This is a genomic window from Polaribacter sp. (genome assembly GCF_965660385.1).
Classification (GTDB): domain Bacteria; phylum Bacteroidota; class Bacteroidia; order Flavobacteriales; family Flavobacteriaceae; genus Polaribacter.
On record NZ_CBFHZT010000001.1, the window covers coordinates 62,132 to 84,658 of the forward strand.

At 30.4% G+C, this 22,527-nt stretch carries 24 protein-coding genes; 22 read left to right on the forward strand and 2 right to left on the reverse strand.

Annotation, left to right across the window (positions count from 1 at the left end; translation table 11 throughout):
• The first annotated feature begins 3 nt into the window (after window positions 1-3).
• From ACTG3V_RS00230 to ACTG3V_RS00300, 15 genes are all read left to right on the forward strand, one after another.
• Complete coding sequence (locus ACTG3V_RS00230; RefSeq protein WP_439130106.1) at window positions 4-699, forward strand: ABC transporter ATP-binding protein; 696 nt, start codon at window positions 4-6, stop codon at window positions 697-699.
• A 261-nt stretch (window positions 700-960) separates the two neighbouring features.
• The gene (locus tag ACTG3V_RS00235) at window positions 961-3,183 is read left to right on the forward strand and encodes a tetratricopeptide repeat protein (RefSeq protein ID WP_439130107.1); all 2,223 of its coding nucleotides are present in this window, start codon (window positions 961-963) and stop codon (window positions 3,181-3,183) included.
• A 28-nt stretch (window positions 3,184-3,211) separates the two neighbouring features.
• Window positions 3,212-3,610, forward strand: a complete 399-nt coding sequence (locus ACTG3V_RS00240; RefSeq protein ID WP_439130108.1) for a bactofilin family protein — start codon at window positions 3,212-3,214, stop codon at window positions 3,608-3,610.
• Complete coding sequence (locus ACTG3V_RS00245; protein WP_439130109.1) at window positions 3,549-3,791, forward strand: AtpZ/AtpI family protein; 243 nt, start codon at window positions 3,549-3,551, stop codon at window positions 3,789-3,791. Before ACTG3V_RS00240 ends, ACTG3V_RS00245 begins: the two co-directional genes overlap by 62 nt.
• The gene (locus tag ACTG3V_RS00250; protein WP_439130110.1) at window positions 3,784-4,173 is read left to right on the forward strand and encodes a DUF6168 family protein; all 390 of its coding nucleotides are present in this window, start codon (window positions 3,784-3,786) and stop codon (window positions 4,171-4,173) included. The genes ACTG3V_RS00245 and ACTG3V_RS00250 overlap by 8 nt, the downstream gene beginning before the upstream one ends.
• An 80-nt stretch (window positions 4,174-4,253) precedes the next feature.
• Window positions 4,254-5,390: a F0F1 ATP synthase subunit A gene (gene atpB / locus ACTG3V_RS00255; RefSeq protein WP_439130111.1), complete on the forward strand. Its 1,137-nt coding sequence runs from the start codon at window positions 4,254-4,256 to the stop codon at window positions 5,388-5,390.
• Between the two features lie 36 nt (window positions 5,391-5,426).
• Window positions 5,427-5,615 carry an ATP synthase F0 subunit C gene (gene atpE / locus ACTG3V_RS00260; protein WP_013993139.1) on the forward strand — a complete coding sequence of 63 codons (189 nt, stop codon included), beginning with the start codon at window positions 5,427-5,429 and terminating at the stop codon, window positions 5,613-5,615.
• A 98-nt stretch (window positions 5,616-5,713) separates the two neighbouring features.
• On the forward strand, window positions 5,714-6,214 hold the full coding sequence (locus ACTG3V_RS00265; protein ID WP_439130112.1) for a F0F1 ATP synthase subunit B: 501 nt from the start codon (window positions 5,714-5,716) through the stop codon (window positions 6,212-6,214).
• A gap of 4 nt (window positions 6,215-6,218) precedes the next feature.
• Entirely contained in the window at window positions 6,219-6,776 is a 558-nt protein-coding gene (gene atpH / locus ACTG3V_RS00270; protein ID WP_439130113.1) for an ATP synthase F1 subunit delta, read from the forward strand.
• Window positions 6,777-6,876: 100 nt separating this feature from the next.
• Window positions 6,877-8,454, forward strand: a complete 1,578-nt coding sequence (gene atpA, locus ACTG3V_RS00275) for a F0F1 ATP synthase subunit alpha (RefSeq protein ID WP_439130114.1) — start codon at window positions 6,877-6,879, stop codon at window positions 8,452-8,454.
• A 70-nt stretch (window positions 8,455-8,524) separates the two neighbouring features.
• Window positions 8,525-9,388, forward strand: a complete 864-nt coding sequence (gene atpG / locus ACTG3V_RS00280; protein WP_439130115.1) for an ATP synthase F1 subunit gamma — start codon at window positions 8,525-8,527, stop codon at window positions 9,386-9,388.
• Between the two features lie 125 nt (window positions 9,389-9,513).
• Window positions 9,514-9,942, forward strand: a complete 429-nt coding sequence (locus tag ACTG3V_RS00285) for a hypothetical protein (RefSeq protein WP_439130116.1) — start codon at window positions 9,514-9,516, stop codon at window positions 9,940-9,942.
• Window positions 9,942-10,670: a lysophospholipid acyltransferase family protein gene (locus tag ACTG3V_RS00290; RefSeq protein WP_439130117.1), complete on the forward strand. Its 729-nt coding sequence runs from the start codon at window positions 9,942-9,944 to the stop codon at window positions 10,668-10,670. Before ACTG3V_RS00285 ends, ACTG3V_RS00290 begins: the two co-directional genes overlap by 1 nt.
• A 2-nt stretch (window positions 10,671-10,672) precedes the next feature.
• Window positions 10,673-11,656, forward strand: a complete 984-nt coding sequence (locus ACTG3V_RS00295; protein WP_439130118.1) for an acyl-ACP desaturase — start codon at window positions 10,673-10,675, stop codon at window positions 11,654-11,656.
• Between the two features lie 159 nt (window positions 11,657-11,815).
• Window positions 11,816-12,610 (forward strand): hypothetical protein, encoded by a 795-nt coding sequence (locus tag ACTG3V_RS00300; RefSeq protein WP_439130119.1) that lies wholly within the window; start codon window positions 11,816-11,818, stop codon window positions 12,608-12,610.
• A gap of 9 nt (window positions 12,611-12,619) precedes the next feature.
• Here ACTG3V_RS00300 and ACTG3V_RS00305 read toward each other — a convergent pair whose 3' ends face one another.
• Window positions 12,620-13,399 carry an amidohydrolase gene (locus ACTG3V_RS00305; RefSeq protein WP_439130120.1) on the reverse strand — a complete coding sequence of 260 codons (780 nt, stop codon included), beginning with the start codon at window positions 13,397-13,399 and terminating at the stop codon, window positions 12,620-12,622.
• A 69-nt stretch (window positions 13,400-13,468) separates the two neighbouring features.
• Between ACTG3V_RS00305 and ACTG3V_RS00310 the strand changes: the two genes are divergently transcribed.
• Window positions 13,469-16,207, forward strand: coding sequence for a PD-(D/E)XK nuclease family protein (locus ACTG3V_RS00310; protein WP_439130121.1), 2,739 nt, complete (start codon window positions 13,469-13,471; stop codon window positions 16,205-16,207).
• A gap of 26 nt (window positions 16,208-16,233) precedes the next feature.
• Entirely contained in the window at window positions 16,234-16,464 is a 231-nt protein-coding gene (locus ACTG3V_RS00315; RefSeq protein ID WP_439130122.1) for a hypothetical protein, read from the forward strand.
• Between the two features lie 2 nt (window positions 16,465-16,466).
• Here ACTG3V_RS00315 and ACTG3V_RS00320 read toward each other — a convergent pair whose 3' ends face one another.
• Window positions 16,467-17,258, reverse strand: coding sequence for a universal stress protein (locus tag ACTG3V_RS00320; RefSeq protein WP_439130123.1), 792 nt, complete (start codon window positions 17,256-17,258; stop codon window positions 16,467-16,469).
• 267 nt (window positions 17,259-17,525) lie between these two features.
• Between ACTG3V_RS00320 and ACTG3V_RS00325 the strand changes: the two genes are divergently transcribed.
• The 5 genes from ACTG3V_RS00325 to ACTG3V_RS00345 all read left to right on the forward strand — a co-directional run bounded on the left by ACTG3V_RS00325 (window position 17,526) and on the right by ACTG3V_RS00345 (window position 22,442).
• Window positions 17,526-18,857: an MATE family efflux transporter gene (locus ACTG3V_RS00325; protein WP_439130124.1), complete on the forward strand. Its 1,332-nt coding sequence runs from the start codon at window positions 17,526-17,528 to the stop codon at window positions 18,855-18,857.
• A gap of 57 nt (window positions 18,858-18,914) precedes the next feature.
• Entirely contained in the window at window positions 18,915-19,532 is a 618-nt protein-coding gene (locus ACTG3V_RS00330) for a hypothetical protein (protein ID WP_439130125.1), read from the forward strand.
• Window positions 19,533-19,621: 89 nt separating this feature from the next.
• Window positions 19,622-20,086 (forward strand): hypothetical protein, encoded by a 465-nt coding sequence (locus ACTG3V_RS00335; protein WP_439130126.1) that lies wholly within the window; start codon window positions 19,622-19,624, stop codon window positions 20,084-20,086.
• Between the two features lie 51 nt (window positions 20,087-20,137).
• Window positions 20,138-21,547, forward strand: coding sequence for an ATP-binding protein (locus ACTG3V_RS00340; protein ID WP_439130228.1), 1,410 nt, complete (start codon window positions 20,138-20,140; stop codon window positions 21,545-21,547).
• Window positions 21,548-21,659: 112 nt separating this feature from the next.
• Window positions 21,660-22,442 (forward strand): enoyl-CoA hydratase/isomerase family protein, encoded by a 783-nt coding sequence (locus ACTG3V_RS00345; RefSeq protein WP_439130127.1) that lies wholly within the window; start codon window positions 21,660-21,662, stop codon window positions 22,440-22,442.
• Window positions 22,443-22,527 lie beyond the last annotated feature (85 nt).

The window sequence follows — 22,527 nt, forward strand, 5'->3', positions numbered from 1 at the left end:
ATTATGATACAAACTACGCAACTTTCAAAAAAATACGGAGCAGCAGAAGTATTACATATCGATGCTTTAGAAATTCCTACAGGTCAAAGTTTTGGTTTAGTGGGCAATAATGGAGCTGGTAAAACCACGTATTTTAATATTTTATTAGATTTAATAAGACCCACAACTGGTGCTATTGTAAATCATGATATTCAAGTAAATACCAGCGAAGATTGGAAACAATTTACAGGCTCGTTTATTGATGAATCTTTTTTAATTGGATATTTAACTCCAGATGAATATTTTGAGTTTATTGGCGATTTAAGAGGGATGAATAAAGCTGATGTAAAAACATTCCTAGCAAAATTCGAAGAGTTTTTTAACGGTGAAATTGTTGGAAAGAAAAAATATTTACGAGATTTAAGTAAAGGAAATCAGAAAAAAGCAGGCATTGTTGCTGCAATGATGGGTAACCCACAAGTAGTAATTTTAGATGAACCTTTTGCAAATTTAGATCCTACAACACAAATAAGATTAAAGAAAATCATTAAGGAACTTACAGGAAACAGAGAAGTTACAGTATTAGTTTCTAGTCACGATTTAACACACGTAACAGAAGTTTGTGAAAGAATTGTAGTTTTAGACAAAGGTACTGTTGTAAAAGACATCGAAACTTCGGAAGCAACCCTAAAGGAATTAGAAAGTTATTTTTCGGTTTAAAAATAGTAAGCCACAAATTCACTTGTAATATCAATCAACCAAAAATTAATTATTTGAGAATTCGTGGCTATATTTTTAAAATTATATTCTGAAAAGCCAAAATATATTTTCAGTAAATTCATATCTCTCATTAATAAAAGTAGTCTATTTTGATTTTATTAGTATTTTTACACACTGTATTTATACTATTTTTGTTACAAATCAGTTGTAAATAAGAGTCACAAACTCTTATAAAATTAATAATCATTTAGATCTACCTGTGTGAAAAACACTCAAAAAATAACTATCATTTTTATATTTTTTGTTGCTATGTATGCTTGTAGCACCAAAAAAGATACTATAATTAGTAGAAATTACCATGCATTAACTACAAAATACAATGTGCTATTTAATGGTAAAGAAGCCTTTAAAAAGGGTATTGAAAGTATCAATAATGAGTATAAAGACGATTGGTTTCAACAATTACCCATAGAGCCTATAGAATTTGAAGAAGATAAAATAGCCATACCAAAGTTTAATAATAATGGTCCTGGAGCTGGTTTTGGAGGTGCTAATAATGATGATATAAAAGAACTCACCACTTTTGAAAAAGCAGAAGATAAAGCCATAAAAGCCATCCAAAAACACGGAATGAATATTGATGGAATTGAGCACAATAGGCAAATTGATGATGCTTATTTGTTGTTGGGCAAATCTCGCTATTATTCGCAACGTTTTGTGCCAGCAGTAGAGGCTTTTAATTATGTTATTGCCAATTATCCGAATGCAAATTTAATAGCAGAAACCAAAATTTGGCGAGCAAAAGCTGCTATTAGAATGGATAATGAAGAGAGGGCAATTGAAACGCTAGAATTATTGTTAGAGGTTAGAGATACTCTAGAAGCAAACTTACCAGATGAAATAAAAGAATTAGGCAACACAGCTTTGGCAATGGCATATGTAAAAACAGATAGTTTACAAAAAGCCAAAAAACATTTAAAATTAGCAACAAGAACTTTAGAAAATAGAGCACAAGGAGCACGAAATTTATTCGTTTTAGGTCAAATATATGCCAAAGAAAACAAGAAAGATTCTGCTAGTATGGTGTTTCAAAAATTGGCAAACTTTAAAAAAGCACCTTACAAATATAAAATTCGCGCCAATATTGAATTGGCAAAAAATGCACCTAATGATTCTACTGCAGCTTTGGTTTTAGAAAAGTTAAATAAATTGATTAAAATTAGAGAAAACAGGCCGTATTTAGATGCTTTGTATTATCAAAGAGGAGTTTTGCATCAAAATAATGATAGTATTCAATTGGCAATTGAAAACTACAATCAATCATTAAGGGCAAAAGATGCAGGTGATAAACAAAAAACATTTGTTTATGAAAGGTTAGGAAATTTATCTTTTAAAGCAGATGCTTATCAAAATGCAAGTGCATATTACGATAGTGTTTTACAGATTGCAAAAGATACCTTAAATTTAAGAATTAGACGCATCAAAAGAAAACATAGAAATTTGGCATCACTAATTCAGTTTGAAGAAGTAGTTGCTACAAATGATAGTATTGTTAGCATTGCTTCTTTATCAGAAGAGGCACAAAAAGAATTTTTCGAAAATTATATTGCAAAGATTAAAAAAGCAGATGAAGAAGCTGCTCAATTACGTTTAAATCAGTTGGCTTTTGGTAATACAGCAGCTGGTTTGGGTAGTGCAGATAAAGGCAATTGGTACTTTTACAATAACCAATCTTTAAGTTTTGGTAAGACTGAATTTCAAAAAATTTGGGGAACACGAAAGTTAGAAGACAATTGGAGATGGGCAGAAAAAGCAACCATTGGTGGCGCAGTTCAAGATTCAACAAAAGTTACAAAAAGTAATGCAAAGTACGATTTAGAGACTTATTTGAGTGCAATTCCAACAGACAAAAAGGTAATAGATAGTTTAAAAATACAGAGAAATCAGGCTTTATATGAATTAGGATTAATTTATAAAGAGCAGTTTAAAAATTTAAATTTTGCCAAAAAACGATTAGAGAGAGTAGCAAGCTTGCAACCAGCTAAAGAATTGATACTACCAATAAACTGGCATTTGTATCAAATTTATACCAATTTGGGTGATGCGCAAAAAGCGAATCAATATAAAAATGTAATTTTAAATGATTATGCTGACACCAAATTTGCTCAGATTATTCAAAATCCTGATGCCACTTTTGCAGAAGAAGAAGCTGAGGTTAGTGAGGTAGAAAAGGCATATAAAGAAATATATTACCTTTATAAAGATCTTAAGTTTGAAGAAACAATTGTTAAAGTTGATGAATTTTTACCTACAATTTCCAACTCAGAATTATTACCAAAATTTGAGCTCTTAAAAGCGTTTGCTATTGGAAAGTTTAAAGATAAAAAAGCTTATAAAACTGCTTTAGAATTTGTTGCTGTGAGCTATGGAAATACAGAAGAAGGAAAAAAAGCTAAAGAAATCGTATCAAGATTAGGCAAATAATCATCCTATAATTAAAGTTTTAAGATCAATGGAAAGAAATGTTATCGCAAAAAACACCAAAATAAAAGGAGAAATTATTTCTGAAGGAGACTACAGAATTGATGGTCTTTTAGAAGGTGATTTAACTACAAAAGGTAGAGTTATCATTGGTTCTGGAGGTGTTGTAAATGGAAATATTAACGCGCATAATACAGATATAGAAGGTACATTTTCTGGAACATTAAGTGTAGAAAATATTTTAACTATTAAAACTTCTGCAAATATTTCTGGTGAGGTTATAGTAGGTAAACTATCTGTAGAGCCAGGAGCCACATTCAATGCATCTTGTACCATGAAAGTAGCACCAAAAGTGCTTAATATAGAAAATGGAAAAAAAACAGCAGAAAACTCAAAAGACCAACAAAGAGAAAAAAAAGCCTTTAAATAAAGCGCTACAACTTTCTGGAGCTGGTTTACAAATGGGCCTAACTATTTACTTGGGATTTTTATTAGGTAAATGGTTAGATACTACTTTTCAAACCCAATTTCTAAAAGAAACAATTACACTCTTAGCTATTTTTTTAGCAATGTATTCCTTAATAAAACAAGCGAATAAAATTAATGATTAAAAGTATTCTACTTTATACAGCTGTGTTTTTTTTTATTTTTTTTATAAGCTTTTTTTTACACGAAAATTATATCGAAAATAAGGACATCTCATTGGCATTTTCATTAAAAAAAGTATATCAATTTCATTTGGGCTTTTCCCTATTAGTTTGCTGTAATTTACACTTTTTTTCTACTGTTGATAAGTTTTTTGAACAATTAGGTTTTGTATATTTAGGTACTGTAGTTTTAAAACTCATACTTTTTTGTATAATCTTTTATAACCCAATATTTACAGAGGATAACTTATCTATGCCATCAAGAGTTTCATTATTTATACCAATGTTTATATTTTTATTAACAGAGGCAGTTTTTGTGGCTAAAATTTTAATGAAAAAGCAATAATTAACAATTCCTAAAAAAATGGTTTGTGGTTATAAAATATTACATATCTTTGCGCCGAATTTAGAAAGCGTATTTTTACCATGAAGATTGCACAAAAATCAATCAAATTTCTTTTAATAGCAGTAGTTTCCTTACTTACTTCAGTAAGTTTTGCTTCAAGTTCTGATAAAAAACACGACAATCAAAACGATGGAGGGCGTGTAAATACAAAGGAAGAGGTAGAAGCATATATTCTACATCACATTAAAGATTCTCACGATTTTTCTCTCTACTCTTATACTGGAGATGATGGCGAAAGACATCATTTAGGCTTTCCTTTACCAGTAATTTTATGGTCAAGTGAAGGGTTGGTTACTTTTATGTCGTCAGAATTTCATCATAATGATGATGGGCATGTAATAGTAGAAAATAACGGAGCTAAATTCGCAAAAGTACATTCTAAAATTTATGAGTTAGATAAAGGTGCGTCATCATTATCTTTTGATGCAGATCATCATCCAACAAACGGACATAAAGTTTTAGATTTTTCAATAACTAAAAGTGTTGTTGGTATTTTGTTGATAGGCTTTTTGCTGTTATTTTGGTTCTCAAGATTGGCAAAACAATACAAAACAAAAAAGATTCCAACAGGTTTTGCTAGGGTTTTAGAGCCTTTAGTAATCTATGTTAGAGACGAAATTGCAAGACCAAATATTGGCGACAAACATTATAGAAGATTTACAGGGTACTTATTAACCGTGTTTTTCTTTATTTGGGTTTTAAATTTAGCGGGTTTAACCCCTTTAGGTTTTAATGTTACTGGTCAGTTAGCAGTTACTGCTTGTTTGGCAATTTTTACATTAATTATTTATTCTGTTAGTGGTACTAAAGGATACTGGATGCACATGATTTGGATGCCAGGAGTTCCTGTTTTAATTCGTCCAGTTTTGGCAATTATAGAATTGGCTGGGGCTTTATTAATTAAACCATTTTCATTATTAGTTCGTTTATTCGCGAACATTTCAGCAGGTCATATTGTGGTAATGAGCTTAATTGCAATTATGTTTACACTTAAAGAATCTTTAGGGGTTGTTGGTGCAACAGGGTTGTCTTTAGTGTTATCATTTTTTATAACATTAATTGAGGTTTTAGTTGCTTTTTTACAAGCGTATATCTTTACAATGCTTTCAGCATTATTTATTGGTATGGCTGTAGAGGATCATGCAGAAGCTCATTAATACAAGTTTGTTTAATTTAATATAAATACATTTATTATGTACAATTTAATTGGAGCAGGATTAATCGTAATCGGAGCAGGAATTGGATTAGGTCAAATTGGTGGAAAAGCAATGGAAGGTATTGCTCGTCAGCCAGAAGCAACTGGAAAAATCCAAACAGCAATGATTATTATCGCTGCATTATTAGAAGGTTTAGCATTTGGTGCATTATTCTTAGGAAAATAAGCCAAACAAAAACAAAAAGCACAATTCTGTAACGGTTGGTTACAGAATGTGTTTTTAAAATTAAACAAAAAGAAAAAAACATATAATTAGTTTATAGAATGGAAACTTTATTAAACGATTTTTCACCAGGATTATTTGTAGTCTCTACAATTTTATTATTAGCTTTAATTGGCTTAATGGTAAAGTTTGCTTGGAAACCAATTTTAAATTCTTTAGAGGAAAGAGAATCAGGTATCGAAGAAGCTTTAGCAGCTGCAGAAAATGCACGTAAAGAAATGCAAAACTTAACTGCAGATAACGAAAGGTTAGCAAAAGAAGCCAGATTAGAAAGAGATGCTATGATGAAAGAGGCAAGAGATATCAGAGACAAGATGATTGCTGAGGCTAAAGAAGATGCTAAAGAAGTAACCACCAAATTAATTGAAACTGCACAAGCTTCTATTCAACAAGAAAAACAAGCAGCTTTAGCTGAGTTGAAAAAGAATGTTGCAGAATTGTCAATTGGTATTGCAGAGTCTGTAATAAAAAAGGAATTATCTAATAAAAAAGATCAATTGGCTTTAGTGGAAGGAATTTTAAAAGAAGTTGAGTTAAACTAATTTTATGAAAGACGCAAGAGCAGCATTACGTTACGCAAAAGCAATCTTAAATCTTGCAAAAGATTCTAAAGACGATTCTGCTGTAAATACAGATATGCAATTAATTGCTTCAACAATTTCAGAAAATCCTGAACTTGCTGTTGCATTGCAAAGTCCTATTATAAAATCAGCTGATAAAATAAATGTTTTAAAAGCTACATTTTCAAATCAAGTTAATAATATTACTTTAGGGCTCTTCAATTTATTGCAAGAAAATAAAAGAATCTCAATGTTAGCTTCTATTGCTAAGCAGTATACTATTATTTACGATTACTATCACCATATTCAAGTAGCAAAGGTTACTACTGCTGTGCCTATTACTACTGAGATTGAGAAGAAAGTTTTAGCTAAAATAGAAGCATTAACAGGAGAAAAAGCTAATTTAGAAAATGTAATAAATCCAGATATCTTAGGTGGGTTTATATTACGTGTTGGAGATGTGCAATATGATGCTAGTATCTCAAACTATTTAAGTGAATTAAAAAAGGAATTTGACAATAGTCACTATATTCCAAAAATATAGTCAGCTTTTCGCTTATGGCAATCAGTCATTTGTAAAAGCAAATTAAAATTAAAAGTAAATAGCTAAAAGCTAACAGCCAAAAGCTAAAAACTAAAATAAGATGGCAAGTATTAAACCAGCTGAAGTATCAGCAATTTTAAAAGAACAGTTGACCAATTTTGAAGCTCAAGCTTCATTAAGCGAAGTAGGTACAGTATTACAAGTAGGTGATGGTATTGCTCGTGTTTATGGATTATCTAACGTACAATATGGTGAGTTAGTAGAATTCGATAACGGCTTAGAGGGTATCGTTTTAAACTTAGAAGAAGACAATGCAGGTGTAGTATTACTTGGTGCTTCAACTTCTGTAAGAGAAGGTTCTACTGTTAAAAGAACAGAAAGAATTGCTTCGTTAAGAGCAGGTGAGGGAATTGTAGGTAGAGTTGTAGATACATTAGGAAGTCCAATTGACGGAAAAGGTGCTATTGAAGGTAAAACGTACGAAATGCCTTTAGAGCGTAGAGCTCCTGGTGTTATTTACAGAGAACCTGTAACTGAGCCATTACAAACTGGTATTAAGTCTATTGATGCTATGATTCCTGTGGGTAGAGGTCAGCGTGAGTTGATTATTGGAGACCGTCAAACAGGTAAATCTACAGTGGCTATTGATACCATCTTAAATCAAAAAGAATTTTACGATGCTGGTAATCCAGTATATTGTATTTATGTTGCAGTAGGTCAAAAAGCATCAACAGTTGCTGCCATTGCAAACATGTTAGAAGAAAAAGGCGCTTTAGCGTATACTACAATAGTTGCTGCTAATGCATCAGATCCTGCAGCAATGCAGGTATATGCACCATTTGCAGGAGCTGCAATTGGAGAATATTTTAGAGATACAGGTAGACCAGCTTTAATTATTTATGATGATTTATCAAAACAAGCAGTTGCATACCGTGAAATTTCTCTTTTATTAAGAAGACCTCCAGGACGTGAGGCTTATCCAGGGGATGTATTTTACTTACACTCTAGATTATTAGAACGTGCTGCAAAAGTTATCAATGATGATAAAATTGCTAGTGAAATGAACGATTTACCAGATTCATTAAAAAGTATTGTAAAAGGTGGTGGTTCTTTAACGGCATTACCAATTATCGAAACTCAAGCAGGAGACGTATCAGCATACATTCCAACTAACGTAATTTCGATTACAGACGGACAAATTTTCTTAGATGGAGATTTATTTAACTCAGGTGTAAGACCAGCAATTAACGTAGGTATCTCTGTATCTCGTGTTGGGGGTAATGCGCAGATTAAATCTATGAAAAAAGTATCTGGTACTTTAAAATTAGATCAAGCACAGTTTAGAGAATTAGAAGCATTTGCAAAGTTTGGTTCTGATTTAGATGCAGCTACAATGAGTGTAATTTCTAAAGGTCAACGTAATGTTGAAATCTTAAAGCAAGCACAAAACGATCCGTTTACTGTTGAAGATCAGGTAGCAATTATTTATGCAGGTTCTAAAAACTTGTTAAAAGATGTTCCTGTAAATCAAGTTAAGAAATTCGAGAAAGATTACATCGATTATTTAAACGCAAAACATAGAGATGTTTTAGATGTATTAAAATCAGGTAAATTAACTGATGAAGCTACATCTACATTAGAAGCAGCAGCAGCTGAGATATCTAAACATTTTGCATAAATAAGAAGTTAGCTTATAGTTTTTAGACGCAGGTACTAAAAACCAAAGACTAATAACTAACAACTAAAGAATGGCAAACTTAAAAGAAATACGTAACAGAATCACCTCAATTAAATCTACAATGCAGATTACATCTGCAATGAAGATGGTATCTGCTGCAAAGTTGAAAAAAGCACAAGATGCAATTGTTGCAATGCGTCCTTATTCCTCAAAATTAACAGAATTGTTGCAAAATTTAAGTGCAACTTTAGATGGTGATACTGGTGGTGCATATTCTACAGAAAGAGAAGTTTCAAAAGTGTTATTAGTTGTAGTAACATCAAATAGAGGTTTGTGTGGTGGTTTTAATTCATCTATTACCAAAGAGGTGGTTAAAACGGTTGCTGAGAAATATTCAGACAAAAAGGTAGATATTTTTGCTATCGGTAAAAAAGGAGCAGATACATTAGGTAAAGAATTTAATATCATTAAAACTAGAAATGATATTTTTGATGATTTAACTTTTGATAACGTTGCGCTTATTGCAGAAAATTTAATGAGTTTATTTGTAGAGGGTAGTTATGATAAAATTGAATTGGTTTACAACCAGTTTAAAAATGCAGCAACACAAATTCCACAAGTAGAGCAATTTTTACCAATTAAACCTATTGAAGGTGGTGCAACAATAACAAATTCTGATTATATTTTTGAACCATCAAAAGTAGAAATTATTGAAGCCCTAATACCTAAATCGTTAAAAACACAATTATACAAAGGTATTAGAGACAGTTTTGCATCAGAACATGGAGCTCGTATGACAGCAATGCATAAAGCAACTGATAATGCAGGTGAATTAAGAGATGAATTATTATTAACGTATAATAAAGCACGTCAAGCAGCAATTACTAATGAAATATTAGAGATTGTTGGTGGTGCAGAGGCTTTAAATAATTAACGTATAATAGGAAAATCTATTAAAAAAAATTATAAATTCTTAAAAAAGGTCGTCTAAAATTTACATTTTAGACGACCTTTTTTTATTCATTATATTGTAACTTTACGCTATTAAATTTATAAATCATGCTAAAAGATATTCATTCGTATTGGGCTTATTTAGTGCTAGCCATACTAATTTTTGCAGTGGTAAATGCTATCATTGGGCTAACTCAAAAAAAACAGTTTACAGACAAAGATCTGCGTATTGGGTTATTTACACTAATCTTATCACATATTCAATTATTGATAGGTTTGGCTTGGTATTTTATGTCACCTTGGTACAAAGCTTTAAAAGCAAATGGCAGTGAAGTTATGGCTGATAAAGGCACAAGATTGTTAGCAGTAGAACATCCAATAATGATGATTTTAGCGATTGTATTGATAACAATTGGATGGTCTAAACATAAAAAGAAAACAGATAGTAGCGCAAAATTTAAAACGTTTGCTATTTTTTATGGATTAGCTTTATTGTTGATTTTATCAAGAATTCCTTGGGGTAATTGGTTTAGCTAATGAAAATAATCAGTTATATACTTTCACCAATATTTGCGTTTACATTTATCCTATTATTGGTTATTTTTCATCCATTTCAGTGGTTGAGTTTTAACCTTTTTGGACACAATGCACACGCAAAAGTAGTATCTGCTCTAAATTTTTGTTTGGTAAAATCGCTATTAATATTAGGCATACCTATTTACCTTAAAAACGAGTATAAGCTGCCAGATAACGCTTCTTTAATTTTTGTATCAAATCATCAAAGTACGTTTGACATTCCACCTATTGGATGGTTTTTTCGCAAATACAATCCAAAATTTGTAGCAAAAATAGAACTTGGTAAAGGAATACCAAGTGTATCTTATAACTTAAGAAAAGGTGGAGCTGCACTTATTAACAGAAAAGATCCAAAACAAGCCATAGGAACCTTAGTAGAGTTTTCTAAACGGATAAAACAAAACCAATGGGGAGCAATAATTTTTCCTGAAGGTACACGTAGTAAAACTGGAAAACCAAAAAAGTTTTCAACAAATGGATTAAAAATCATCACAAAGTTCAATAAAGACGGTTATGTGGTGCCTTTAACAATAAATAATTCGTGGAAAGTTTTTAAATACGGAAAATTTCCATTAGGTTTAGGTAGCCCCATAGCAATCATCACACACGAACCTATAAAAATTGATTCTATGCCTTTTGATGAATTGTTAGAAAAGACAGAATCAGTAATTACAAAAAATATTATATAATTATGTCTATATACAACGTAAGAAAAGAAGTAATGCTAACCCTAGAAAAAAGGATGCAAGACTTTATGGAAACGTATTTAATTCCTGCTGAAAAAATTTGGCAACCAACAGATTTTTTACCGAATTCACAAAAGGATTCTTTTATGAATGAAGTAGAAGAAATCAGGGAAATATCTAAAGAATTGCATGATGATTTCTGGGTGGTCTTAGTAGGAGATACCATTACAGAAGAAGCTTTACCAACATATGAATCTTGGTTGTTAGATTTAGATGGGGTATCTCAAGATCCAGACAATAGCTGGGCAAAATGGGTAAGAACTTGGACAGCAGAAGAAAATAGACATGGAGACGTTTTAAATAAATACTTGTACTTGTCTGGTAGAGTTAACATGCGTGAAGTAGAAATTTCTACACAACATTTAATTGCAGATGGTTTTGATATTGGTACTTCTACAGATCCATATAAAAACTTTGTATATACTACGTTTCAAGAATTAGCAACCTATATTTCTCACAATAATGTAGCAAAAATTGCCCGTAAAAAAGGACATAAAGCCTTGGCAAAAATGTCTAAAATTATCGCTGGCGATGAAATGCGTCACCATCAAGCATATGCACATTTTGTAAAAGAAATTTTTAAGATTGATGCTAGTCAAATGATGTTAGCATTTCAACACATGATGAAGCATAAAATTGTAATGCCAGCCATGCATTTACGAGAATCTTTTGGAGAAAAAGGCAGTTTGTTCGATGATTTTTCTACTGTAGCCCAAAGAATAGGGGTATACACAGGTTTTGATTATGTAGATATTTTAAAGAAATTAAACACCATGTGGGAAATTGATAAAATAACAAACTTAACTCCAGAAGCAGAAAAAGCACGAGATTTCTTAATGAAATTACCAGACAGAATGTATAGAATTACAGAAAGAATTCAAGTGCCAGATACCGAGTTTAAATTTAAATGGATGGTGCAACCGAGTTAATTTTAAATGTTACGTTGCCTGCTAAAATTAGCAGAAACTATTTATTTTAATAACAGACCTTTCAGGTTTTTAAAACCTGAAAGGTTTTATTGATAAAAAACAAAGGAATTTAACATCAACTTTGGGTTTTAAGATATTTATATGAATCAGGTAAAACATATGAAAATAGTATCTTTTTTCTTATTCTTATATACTTTATCTAGTTTTTCACAAAGAATTATCGATTTTAAGACTGATAAAGAATATTCAGATACATTAGATATTCAACTACTTAATAAAGTTTGTAATCACTTAAACATTAAAGTTAAAAACGTTTATGTAGATAAATCTCATTCTTTGAGTTTGGATGAGGACAAAACCTTTTTTGCCATTCAATATATCTTAAAAAACACAAAAGAAGGAAACCTATACACTACAAAATATTTGTTTACAAATACTTTAGATGGAAGCATTATTGATGAAGTAAATGACTCTAATACTTTTTATGACACAGAAGCTGTTCAATCTTCACCTTCTTACATACTTAAGAAAAAAATTAATCTCAATACCAATTCTATGAGTATAGCAGTTATAACAGAAGAATCTACAAAAAGTTGTGCCAACTTATATTCTGAACAAAAAATGATGATTTTGAGTTTAATCAATAATAAGATTATAAAATTATTAGATAATTATACTATTAGAAAAACAAATGGGGAATCTAACTGTAGTGGAAATTATAAAATTGAAATTGTCGAAAAATCTATTGATATAACTAAAGAAAAATCTAATGGGTTTTTTAATTTGCATATTGCCAAACACTTTGCATACGAAGAAATAGCTGAAGAAAACTTAGATGAAGGTATCAAAGGAAAAAACACAAAGAAATATAAAACTGAATCTGAAAAACTAACTTTTAATGGTGAAAATTATCATTTTGAAAAAGAGGATACTTTTCGATTTTTAGATTGGTAAAATAGTATATTATAAAATTGTAAAAGAATCTTTATCTTTTAAAAACCCGAGCTTTTCTCTTGTTTTATTTTGATGATCTTTATCAATTTTAGCACTCACAATTCCAACTACATTTTTAGATAGAGTAGAGATTTCTTCACCTAAATAATCAATTACCAAAGAGTTTCCTGAATATTCATAGTTATTGGCATCTTTTCCAGTTCTATTTACCCCAATAACATAACTCATGTTTTCAATTGCACGTGCTTTTAAGAGCGTTTCCCAAGCTTTTATACGTGTTACTGGCCAATTTGCCATATAAATTAAAAGATCGTAATTTTCTGTATTTCTGGCCCAAACAGGAAAACGCAAATCATAGCAAATTAAAGGGCAAATTTTCCATCCTTTATAAGTAACAATCAATTTTTTTGATCCAGAAATAAAAACTTTATCTTCTCCTGCTAAAGTAAATGAATGTCTTTTATCGTAAGTTTCTATTTTTCCTGAAGGATGCACAAAAATTAAACGATTGTAAAAGTGATTATCTTCTTGAATTACCAAACTTCCTGTAATTGCAGTTTCATGTTTTTGAGCCATTTTTTTCATCCAAAGAATAGAAGTTCCATTCATAGATTCTGCAACATTTTCTGGCTGCATGGTAAAGCCTGTCGTAAACATTTCTGGTAAAACAACCAAATCTGTATTTTTAGGTAAAGCCTGTATTTTTTCTTCAAAAAAATTTCGATTTTCCTGTGGATTTTCCCACACTAAATCTGCTTGAATACCAATAATATTTAATTCATTTTGCATCAAAAAAAATTTTAGGATTAAACAACTATAAATGTAAGTTTTTGTAATTTAGAAAACCAAAAAAATGCAATGCAATCTTTTATTTCCGAAACTATAGACGATATTTTACAAACCACAACATCATTTAAAAACGTGGTTTTTGTACTCCCTTCACAAAGAGCAAAAGTTTTTGTGAAACAAGAATTTAAAAATAAAATTACGATAGGTTTTTTACCAGAAATGCTCAATATCGAGCAGTTTATTCAGCAAATTTCAGGAGTAGAAAAAGCAGATAGTATTCAATTGCTGTTCCATTTTTATACAATCTATAAAAGCATCGAAAAAAACCCAAATTCTTTTGATGTTTTTTCTTCTTGGGCAATTACAGTGTTGCAAGATTTTAATGAAATCGACCAGCATTTAATTAACACCAAAGATATTTTTATCTATTTAAGAGATATCGAACGTTTGCGAAAATGGTCTGTAAAAGGCACATTTAAAGAAACAGCATTGATGCAAAACCACAATGCATTCTTAGAAAAACTAAATCTTTATTACGATGCTTTTTACGAATTTTTACTGAATAAAAATATAGGTTACCAAGGGGTTTTATATAAAGAAGCTACCAAAAAAATAGAGGCTTATTTAGAGGATAAAAAAAACATAAAATTCTTTTTTATAGGATTTAATGCATTAAATGCTTCAGAGGAATTGCTATTTCAAAAAGTGTTAGCAACTGGAAATGCTGAAGTGTATTGGGATTTAGATAATACTTTTTTCAACTCCAATCATCAAGCAGGTAAATTTATTAGAAAGTATAAAAACGAGTGGAAGTATTATGAAAATAATGCCCTAAAAACGTTAGGAAATACTTTTGCTAAACCTAAAGAAATTCAAGTAATAGGAGCAGCTAAAAACACCACACAAATAAAATATATTGGCGAAATTTTACAGCAAAAAGCTAATGTTAACAACACAGCCTTGGTATTGGCAGACGAAACCCTGTTGCCTATAAGCTTAAATTCGTTACCCAAAAATATTAAGAATATCAATATTACAATGGGATATCCTTTAAAAGATGTGCCAACAACCAGTTTACTCTTTGCTATTTTTCAACTATTCATTTCGCAAGAAAAGTTACAAAAGCATATTGTGAATGAATTTTATTACAAAGATGTAAATCGTTTTTTTAAGCATCAATTAATTTATGGTTTTTTGGATAATGTAGACGATTTTACTGCGAAAATTGCAACAGAAAACCAAACTTTTATCAATGAAAATGAAATTAATGCATTTTTAAAACCAGCAAATGCCCAAATTAAAAATGTACTCTTACCTCTTTTTAATCCATTTACTACTGTTGGCAATTTTATTGATGATATTTTAGCCTTAATCGATTTTTTAAAAGACAATGTAAATGATTTAGAAAAGGAATATTTATTTCGTTTTTATACCACGTTTACACAGCTTAAAATTTTACAAGGTGAGTTTAGCTATTTTACCGATTTAAAAACACTCGCCCAGTTTTTTAAACAGTTAATTTCTTCAGAAAGTTTATCATTTCAAGGAGAGCCTTTAAAAGGTTTGCAATTAATGGGGATGTTAGAAACACGCGTTTTAGATTTTGAAAATATCATTATAGCCTCTGCAAATGAGGGTATTTTACCAGCCAACAGTCAGCAAAATTCTTTTATTCCTTTTGATGTTAAAGTGCAATTTGGATTGCCAACGTATAGGGAAAAAGATGCTATTTTTTCGTATCACTTTTTTAGGTTATTGCAAAGAGCTAAAAACGTGTATATTTTATATAATACAGAACACGATGTTTTTGGAAGTGGCGAAAAAAGCCGTTTTGTAACGCAATTAGAAATGATGCGAACAGATGTTATTCAAAAAATTGTATCGCCTAAAGTGTTGCCTCAAAAAATTGAATTGAAGGAAATTACTAAAAACAATAGTATTTTTTCACAATTGCAAATTTTGGCACAAAAAGGTTTTTCACCCTCATCGTTAACCAATTATTTACATAATCCAATAGCGTTTTATAAACAGAAAATTTTGCAAATAAAAGAGTTTGATGATGTAGAAGAAACAGTGGCTCACAATACTTTAGGAACAGTAGTTCACGAAACCTTAGACGAACTTTACAAGCCGTTTGTAGGTAAATTTTTAAAGTTAGAGGATGTTAAAAAAATGGAAGAGACTGCTAGAAATTTGGTAGCAAAGCACTTTACAATCCATTTTAAAAACGGTAATATTACTACAGGTAGAAATCGTTTGGTTTTTGAAGTTGCCAATCGGTTTGTGGTTAATTTTTTAGCCAAGGAAAAAATATTGTTAAGGAATGACACCAATCAATTAAAAATATTGGCTACCGAAGAGAATTTAACAACACAAATTGAAGTTGAAGGTTTAGATTTTCCGATTAAAATTCATGGAAATGTGGATAGAGTTGATGAGCTAAATGGCGTCATTAGAATTATAGATTATAAATCTGGAATGGTAAAAGGTACCGAATTAAAAGTACTAGATTTTGAGCAGTTAAGAGTTAAAAAGCAATATAAAGCAATTCAAGTATTATTGTATGCCTATTTATTTACTCAGAATAAAAATTACGATTTCTCTAAGCCTCTAAAAGCAGGAATTTATTCGTTTAAAAACTTAAAAGAAGGTTTCTTAGCTGTACATTTTTCATCGAGCAGAACAAACCCGGATACAGATATTACTCAAGAAAAGCTAGATCATTTTATGGAAGAGTTAAAAATGTATATCCAAGAAATATACAATCCAGAAATCGCCTTTATTGAACCTGCTGATTTAAAATATTAAGCGTTATATTTTTACGATCCTTAAACATGGAAAAAAATAGTAATTTAATACCGATTCAATTCAAAAAAACAGATAAACCATCACTATCATTAAGAATAACAGTTGCTGTTTTTGTTTTAGTGTTTGCACTAGTTCCGTTAGTTGAAATAGTGCCCGATTTTGAGTACAATTTAGTTTCAAGTGTTAACCCAACAAAATATACTTGCATTGTTGGTTGGGAAACATTTGAGCCTTTAACTTTTAAAGAAATAAAGTAGTTTTATTTCCCTTTTAAAATTAATAAAGGTACATTGGTAAAAAATTCTTCTTTAAGAATAGTATTCTTTTCCCAAAGCTTCTTAAAAAAACCTCTTTTACGTCTAAAAACACACAACATATCTGGATTATGGGTTTTAATATGTTCTAATACACCTTGAAAAGTAGTAGCGTTTTCGGTAACTGTTAGGGTTGATTGTAATTTTTTTAAATTTTGGTCTAGCACTAAATCTTCTTGAGTATAATTGGGTGTCTTTACCAAAAGTAAATTTACTTTTGTAGAAAACTTTTCAACAATAAATTGCAAAGGTTTTAACACGTTTTTACTTTTTATAACCCCAGATTTAAAAGCCATTAAAACATTTTTTAAAGGTGCATATTTATAATTTTCAGGCACAGTTAAAACAGCAATATCGGTTTGTTTTACAATGCTACCAGCAGTTCTTCCTAAAAAAAGTTCTTCTTTTATAGAATTACTTTTTGCACCAACAATAATCAAATCAATCCCCAAATCATCATCAATTCCCAAAACACTATCAACCACACTTCCTTTTGCAGCAATGAGTTTTACATCAACATTTTTAGTATCCACAGCTTTTACCATAGTGCGTAAATACAAATTGGTTTCGCGCTCTATAATACTATTAATATTAATCATTGTGCCTGCTTTAGATTGTGCACTGTAAGCTCTAAAAACAAAGATTTTAGCATTAATTTCTGATGCAAAATCAATTGCATATTGTAAGGTGTTTTGTGCACTTTCTGTAAATCCGATAGGTACTAAAATATGTTGCATAAATAGTGTTTTTTGATACAACAAAGTTACTGATTTTTTAATAAATACGTGATGAATTAGCCTTTCTATGTTTTTTGTTAATATTGTAATTCTTGGTTTTTTTAAAGATAAAATTTCATGACATCAAATAATGTTTTATTCAATAAAACAGTACACTAACAATAGATATTTTTTGCCTTTACAAGATAATAGGTTGTTTGTAATTCTTTATTGTGGAAGTACTTGTACATGTTTTTTAGAGGTGTACCTTTGCAAAAAATTTGTATTTTGAACACAGATATTAGTCTTAAACGTATTAATAAATTGGCAATTCCTGCATTAATTGCAGGTATTGCAGAACCTTTATTATCGATTACTGATACTGCCATTATTGGAAATATTGACCTAAATGCCACAGAAAGTTTGGCTGCTGTAGGTATTGTAGGTGCTTATATTTCGATGCTAATTTGGGTTTTTGGGCAAATTAGAAGTGCTATTTCTTCAATAATATCACAATATGTAGGTGCTAACAAGTTGAAAGATGTTACAAATTTACCAGCCCAAGCCATTAGTATTGTAGTAGTAGGTAGTGTATTTATCTTGGCAATTTCATACCCTTTTGCCAAAGAAATCTTTAAGTTTTATAATGCATCTGGTGCAGTTTTAGAATATTGCATTCGATACTTTAAAATTCGCATTTTTGGGTTTCCGTTTTCTTTATTTGTGTTTGCTATTTTTGGGGTTTTTAGAGGATTACAAAACACATTCTATCCAATGGTTATAGCTATTATTGGTGCACTTTTAAATATTGTACTGGATATTGTTTTGGTTTATGGAATTGATGGCATTATACCAGCAATGCATATTGAAGGTGCTGCTTATGCAAGCGTTATTGCACAAGTAACAATGGCCATAATTTCTTTGATTTTATTGCTTAAAAAAACATCAATTTCTTTAAAGTTTGGTACATCTTTCCATAGCGAAATTCCTAGGTTGTTAGGTATGATTGGCAATCTTTTTATAAGAACAATTGCCTTAAATACGGCATTATATTTTGCCACTTCTTATGCAACAGATTATGGAGCTGCGTATATTGCAGCCTATACCATTGGTATAAATATTTGGTTATTGGGTGCATTTATGATTGACGGATACTCAAGTGCTGGAAATATTTTATCGGGTAAATTGTTGGGGGCAAAAGAATATGAAACATTAGTAGCATTAAGCACTAAACTTTTTAAATACGGTATTATAACTGGTAGTATAATTGCATTAGTGGGTTTTGTTTTTTATAATTTTATAGGTACAATCTTTACGAAAGAAAATGCAGTTTTAGTTCAGTTCAATAATGTGTTTTGGATTGTTTTGTTAACACAACCTATAAGTGCCATTACTTTTATTTTTGATGGAATGTTTAAAGGGATGGGTTTTATGAAATACCTACGAAATGTATTAATTCTATCAACAGGTTTGGTATTTATACCAACCTTACTGTTTTTTGACTGGTTAGATTATAAATTAGTGGCAATATGGATTGCTTTTACTCTTTGGATTTTAGCAAGAGGCCTTCCCTTAATCTTAAAATTTAGAAGCACTTTTTTACCACTACTCAAGATGTGATGGAATCATATGGGAAATGAAATAAATAAATTACTTTTGGCAAAAACCTAAAATATCATGAAATTTAAAAAAATTGCTTTACTAATTGCTATTGTACTCTTGTTTGGAAGTTGTGCATCAAATTACCAAACGATCAACCCACAAGCAATCAATTACTTATCTTCTTCAGAAGATAAGGGTGTAAAATTGCAGTATAAATATGAGTTGTTAGATAAAAAATATAAAAAGAAAGAATTAGCCAAAGGTGTGCGTTTAATTGCCTTGAAAATTACCAACAATTCTAATAAAGATGTTGTTTTTGGACAAGATGTAAAATTGAATTATGATAATAATTCAGAAATTTATGTTATGGATAATGATAAAGTTTTTATCTCTTTAAAACAAAGCCCAGCTTCTTATTTGTGGTATTTATTGTTAACCCCAACAAATTTATACACTACAGATACTCAAAATGGATATCAAACAGAAAATAGTGTATTTCCTGTTGGTTTAATTCTTGGGCCTGGTTTAACAGCCGGAAATATGGTAGCTGCAAGCACTGCCAATAAAAAGTTTAAGAGCGATTTAACAACATACAATTTAAACGGATTAACCATTAGACAAGGGCAAACTGTATCTGGTTTAATTGGTATTCGATCAGACGATTACAATTCAATTAAAATTAAGGTAAATTAATCGTTAACCATAAAATTAGCTTAAAAGTCATTACATTTTTTGTAATGGCTTTTTTATTTCTATATCTTGTATACCTAATTATCATACAGATGAAAAAATACAGAATTAGGCTTATTTTGGTTTTAGGCATACTTATTGCTGCATGTAAAAAAGAAAAATCATTACAAGAATATATGACAGATTCTTGGCAAACCACCTATTTAAAAATTAAAATGCCAACCTATCAAAAATCAGATTCTTTAGAAATTTACGAAGATAAGTTCGATAATAATCCAACCTTAATAGCACAGTCAACTTACAATACAAATGGTACGTTTAAGGCTTGGTTTATCAATGAAAAAGGAGAAAAAGTTTCTGAAACCGATGGTAAATGGAGTGCAGAAAAAGACTCACTTTTTGTGGCTTTTTTTTATAATGATAGAGAAATGAAAGTAAGTTATCACATTACAAAAACCGAAAAAGGTTTTTTGGGAAAAAGCACAAATGATTGGGATAATGATGGCGAAATTGACGATTTCTTAATAATGAAAACAAAACGTATAAAAACCAACTAAAATTTGTTTAACCTTAGCAAAGTATCTTTAAGAATACGTATTTTTTTATCAATGACGCTCTTGGTGTTATTGGCATCCATCTTAATTTTGGGTGTTACTGTTTATCAATATGATGAGCAAACAAAAGATTACAATATTAAACGTTTTGAACGTAAAGAAGCCACTACAATAGAAACGATTGAACTAGAGTTAACCAATAAAACTACATATCCTGTAAAAACAGAAAATTTAGAGAAAATTTTCCGAAATCGTATTTATGAAATTTCATCAATTAATAAGTTAAATATTTCAATTTTCGATTTGCATGGAAATTTGTTAATATCTTCTAAAACCAATGCTTTCGAACCCAACATCATTCAACCTTTACCTTACAATATTTTAAATGATTTAGCCCAAAATTCTAACCATACCATCTTAATTCCGTTAGTAAAAAATGGTATGGGATATCAAACTTCTTACAGTTATATTAACGATCCTAAATTTAAAAGAATTGGTATTCTAGAGTTGCAGTTTACCCAAGATAACTCTGAGATTGAGCACGAATTAAAAGAATTTATTACCAGGTTAAGCTTAGTGTATTTGTTAATGTTTGTTATAGCCATTGCATTGGCGTATTTTTTATCGAGCTACATTACACGTTCTATAAAAGCAATTTCTGATAAAATGGAACAAACACGTTTAAACGAGCGTAATGAAAAAATTGTATTGAATTCTGCAAGTACAGAAATTGAAACGTTGGTAGAGGCTTATAATAATATGATAGATCAGCTAGAAGAAAGTGCTGTGAAATTAGCAAAAAGTGAACGTGAGCAAGCTTGGCGAGAAATGGCAAAACAAGTAGCCCATGAAATTAAAAATCCGTTAACACCAATGCGTTTATCTGTGCAAAGTTTTGAACGCAAATTTAATCCTGAGGATGAAAATATTAAAGAAAAATTAAAAGAATATAGTCAAACTTTAATACAACAAATAGATGTAATGAGTTCAATTGCCTCTGCATTTTCAGATTTTGCCAAAATGCCCTCTCAAAAAAGAGAAAAAATAGAGGTAATAAGTATTGTAAAGTTAGCATTAGATATTTTTAATGAAGACTTTATTACCTACACAACAGATGAAAAAGAACTGTTTGCGAATTTAGATAAAACGCAGTTGATACGTATTGTAACTAATTTGGTTAAAAATGCTTTACAAGCATCAGAAAAAGTAGAAAACCCTATTATTGACGTAAAAGTTGTATCAGAAAAAAATAATATAAAAATAAGAGTTTCTGATAATGGAAAAGGAATTCCGGAAGAAGTGAAAAGCTTAATTTTTGAACCAAAATTTACCACAAAATCAAGCGGAATGGGCTTAGGCTTACCAATGATAAAGAATATTATAGAAGCATATGATGGTACTATTTCGTTTACATCAGAAAAAGGAATTGGTACTGTTTTTACAGTAATTTTGCCCAAGCAATAATTGCTGTTTTGGTTTTAGTGATTAAAAGAACCGTATATAACTTGTTATCTGATTCAGATTTTTTAATTTAGAGAGATATATTGATGATGACAAAAATCTTAATTAATACAAAATGAAATTCAATAATATAATAGTAAAAAAAAATGATGCGTTAGCACAAATTACCATTAATAGGCCTAAAAAGTTAAATGCGTTAAACAAAGAAACTATTTCTGAGTTAAGTGATGCTTTTCAAGATTTAGAAGAAAATTCAAAAATAAAAGTCATTATTTTAACAGGTTCTGGAGAAAAAGCCTTTGTTGCTGGTGCAGATATTGCTGAATTTGCAAATTTTTCTGTAGAAGAAGGTAGTAGTTTAGCTCAAAAAGGGCACGAAATTTTATTTGATTTGGTAGAAAATTTATCCACCCCAGTAATTGCAGCTGTAAATGGTTTTGCTTTAGGTGGTGGTTTAGAATTGGCAATGGCTTGTCATTTCAGAATCGCATCAGACAATGCAAAAATGGGTTTACCAGAAGTATCTTTAGGTGTAATTCCTGGTTATGGAGGCACACAACGTTTGCCACAACTAGTTGGTAAAGGTAAAGCTATGGAAATGATTATGACAGCTACTATGATTTCTGCCAACGAAGCCAAAAGTTATGGTTTGGTAAATTATGTAACCACACAAGAAGAACTGTTGCCCTTGGCAGAAAAATTAGCGGGAAAAATTATGCAAAATTCATCTGTAGCAATTTCAGCTGCCATAAAAGCTGTAAATGCTAATTTTAAAGATGGTGTAAATGGTTTTGATAGAGAAATAGAGGCTTTTGGGGTTTCTTTTGGTACAGAAGATTTTAAAGAAGGTACTACAGCTTTCTTAGAAAAAAGAAAGGCAAAGTTTCCTGGAAACTAATACTTAACAAAAAAAACGAGCCAATTAAGGCTCGTTTTTACAGATGTACATATCTGCTAATTAACTAAAAACAATACTATTAAAT

Bases quoted from the DNA above. Each gene is read 5' to 3' on its own strand.
- ACTG3V_RS00245 (WP_439130109.1), top strand. From the start codon at position 3,549: ATGGAAAAAAAACAGCAGAAAACTCAAAAGACCAACAAAGAGAAAAAA.
- ACTG3V_RS00300 (WP_439130119.1), top strand. From the start codon at position 11,816: ATGAAAATAGTATCTTTTTTCTTATTCTTATATACTTTATCTAGTTTT.
- ACTG3V_RS00290 (WP_439130117.1), top strand. From the start codon at position 9,942: ATGAAAATAATCAGTTATATACTTTCACCAATATTTGCGTTTACATTT.
- ACTG3V_RS00250 (WP_439130110.1), top strand. From the start codon at position 3,784: ATGATTAAAAGTATTCTACTTTATACAGCTGTGTTTTTTTTTATTTTT.
- ACTG3V_RS00315 (WP_439130122.1), top strand. From the start codon at position 16,234: ATGGAAAAAAATAGTAATTTAATACCGATTCAATTCAAAAAAACAGAT.
- atpG (WP_439130115.1), top strand. From the start codon at position 8,525: ATGGCAAACTTAAAAGAAATACGTAACAGAATCACCTCAATTAAATCT.
- ACTG3V_RS00320 (WP_439130123.1), bottom strand. From the start codon at position 17,258: ATGCAACATATTTTAGTACCTATCGGATTTACAGAAAGTGCACAAAAC.
- atpH (WP_439130113.1), top strand. From the start codon at position 6,219: ATGAAAGACGCAAGAGCAGCATTACGTTACGCAAAAGCAATCTTAAAT.
- ACTG3V_RS00345 (WP_439130127.1), top strand. From the start codon at position 21,660: ATGAAATTCAATAATATAATAGTAAAAAAAAATGATGCGTTAGCACAA.
- atpA (WP_439130114.1), top strand. From the start codon at position 6,877: ATGGCAAGTATTAAACCAGCTGAAGTATCAGCAATTTTAAAAGAACAG.
- ACTG3V_RS00330 (WP_439130125.1), top strand. From the start codon at position 18,915: ATGAAATTTAAAAAAATTGCTTTACTAATTGCTATTGTACTCTTGTTT.
- ACTG3V_RS00340 (WP_439130228.1), top strand. From the start codon at position 20,138: ATGACGCTCTTGGTGTTATTGGCATCCATCTTAATTTTGGGTGTTACT.
- atpE (WP_013993139.1), top strand. From the start codon at position 5,427: ATGTACAATTTAATTGGAGCAGGATTAATCGTAATCGGAGCAGGAATT.
- ACTG3V_RS00285 (WP_439130116.1), top strand. From the start codon at position 9,514: ATGCTAAAAGATATTCATTCGTATTGGGCTTATTTAGTGCTAGCCATA.
- ACTG3V_RS00295 (WP_439130118.1), top strand. From the start codon at position 10,673: ATGTCTATATACAACGTAAGAAAAGAAGTAATGCTAACCCTAGAAAAA.
- ACTG3V_RS00230 (WP_439130106.1), top strand. From the start codon at position 4: ATGATACAAACTACGCAACTTTCAAAAAAATACGGAGCAGCAGAAGTA.
- ACTG3V_RS00310 (WP_439130121.1), top strand. From the start codon at position 13,469: ATGCAATCTTTTATTTCCGAAACTATAGACGATATTTTACAAACCACA.
- ACTG3V_RS00305 (WP_439130120.1), bottom strand. From the start codon at position 13,399: ATGCAAAATGAATTAAATATTATTGGTATTCAAGCAGATTTAGTGTGG.
- ACTG3V_RS00240 (WP_439130108.1), top strand. From the start codon at position 3,212: ATGGAAAGAAATGTTATCGCAAAAAACACCAAAATAAAAGGAGAAATT.
- ACTG3V_RS00265 (WP_439130112.1), top strand. From the start codon at position 5,714: ATGGAAACTTTATTAAACGATTTTTCACCAGGATTATTTGTAGTCTCT.
- atpB (WP_439130111.1), top strand. From the start codon at position 4,254: ATGAAGATTGCACAAAAATCAATCAAATTTCTTTTAATAGCAGTAGTT.
- ACTG3V_RS00335 (WP_439130126.1), top strand. From the start codon at position 19,622: ATGAAAAAATACAGAATTAGGCTTATTTTGGTTTTAGGCATACTTATT.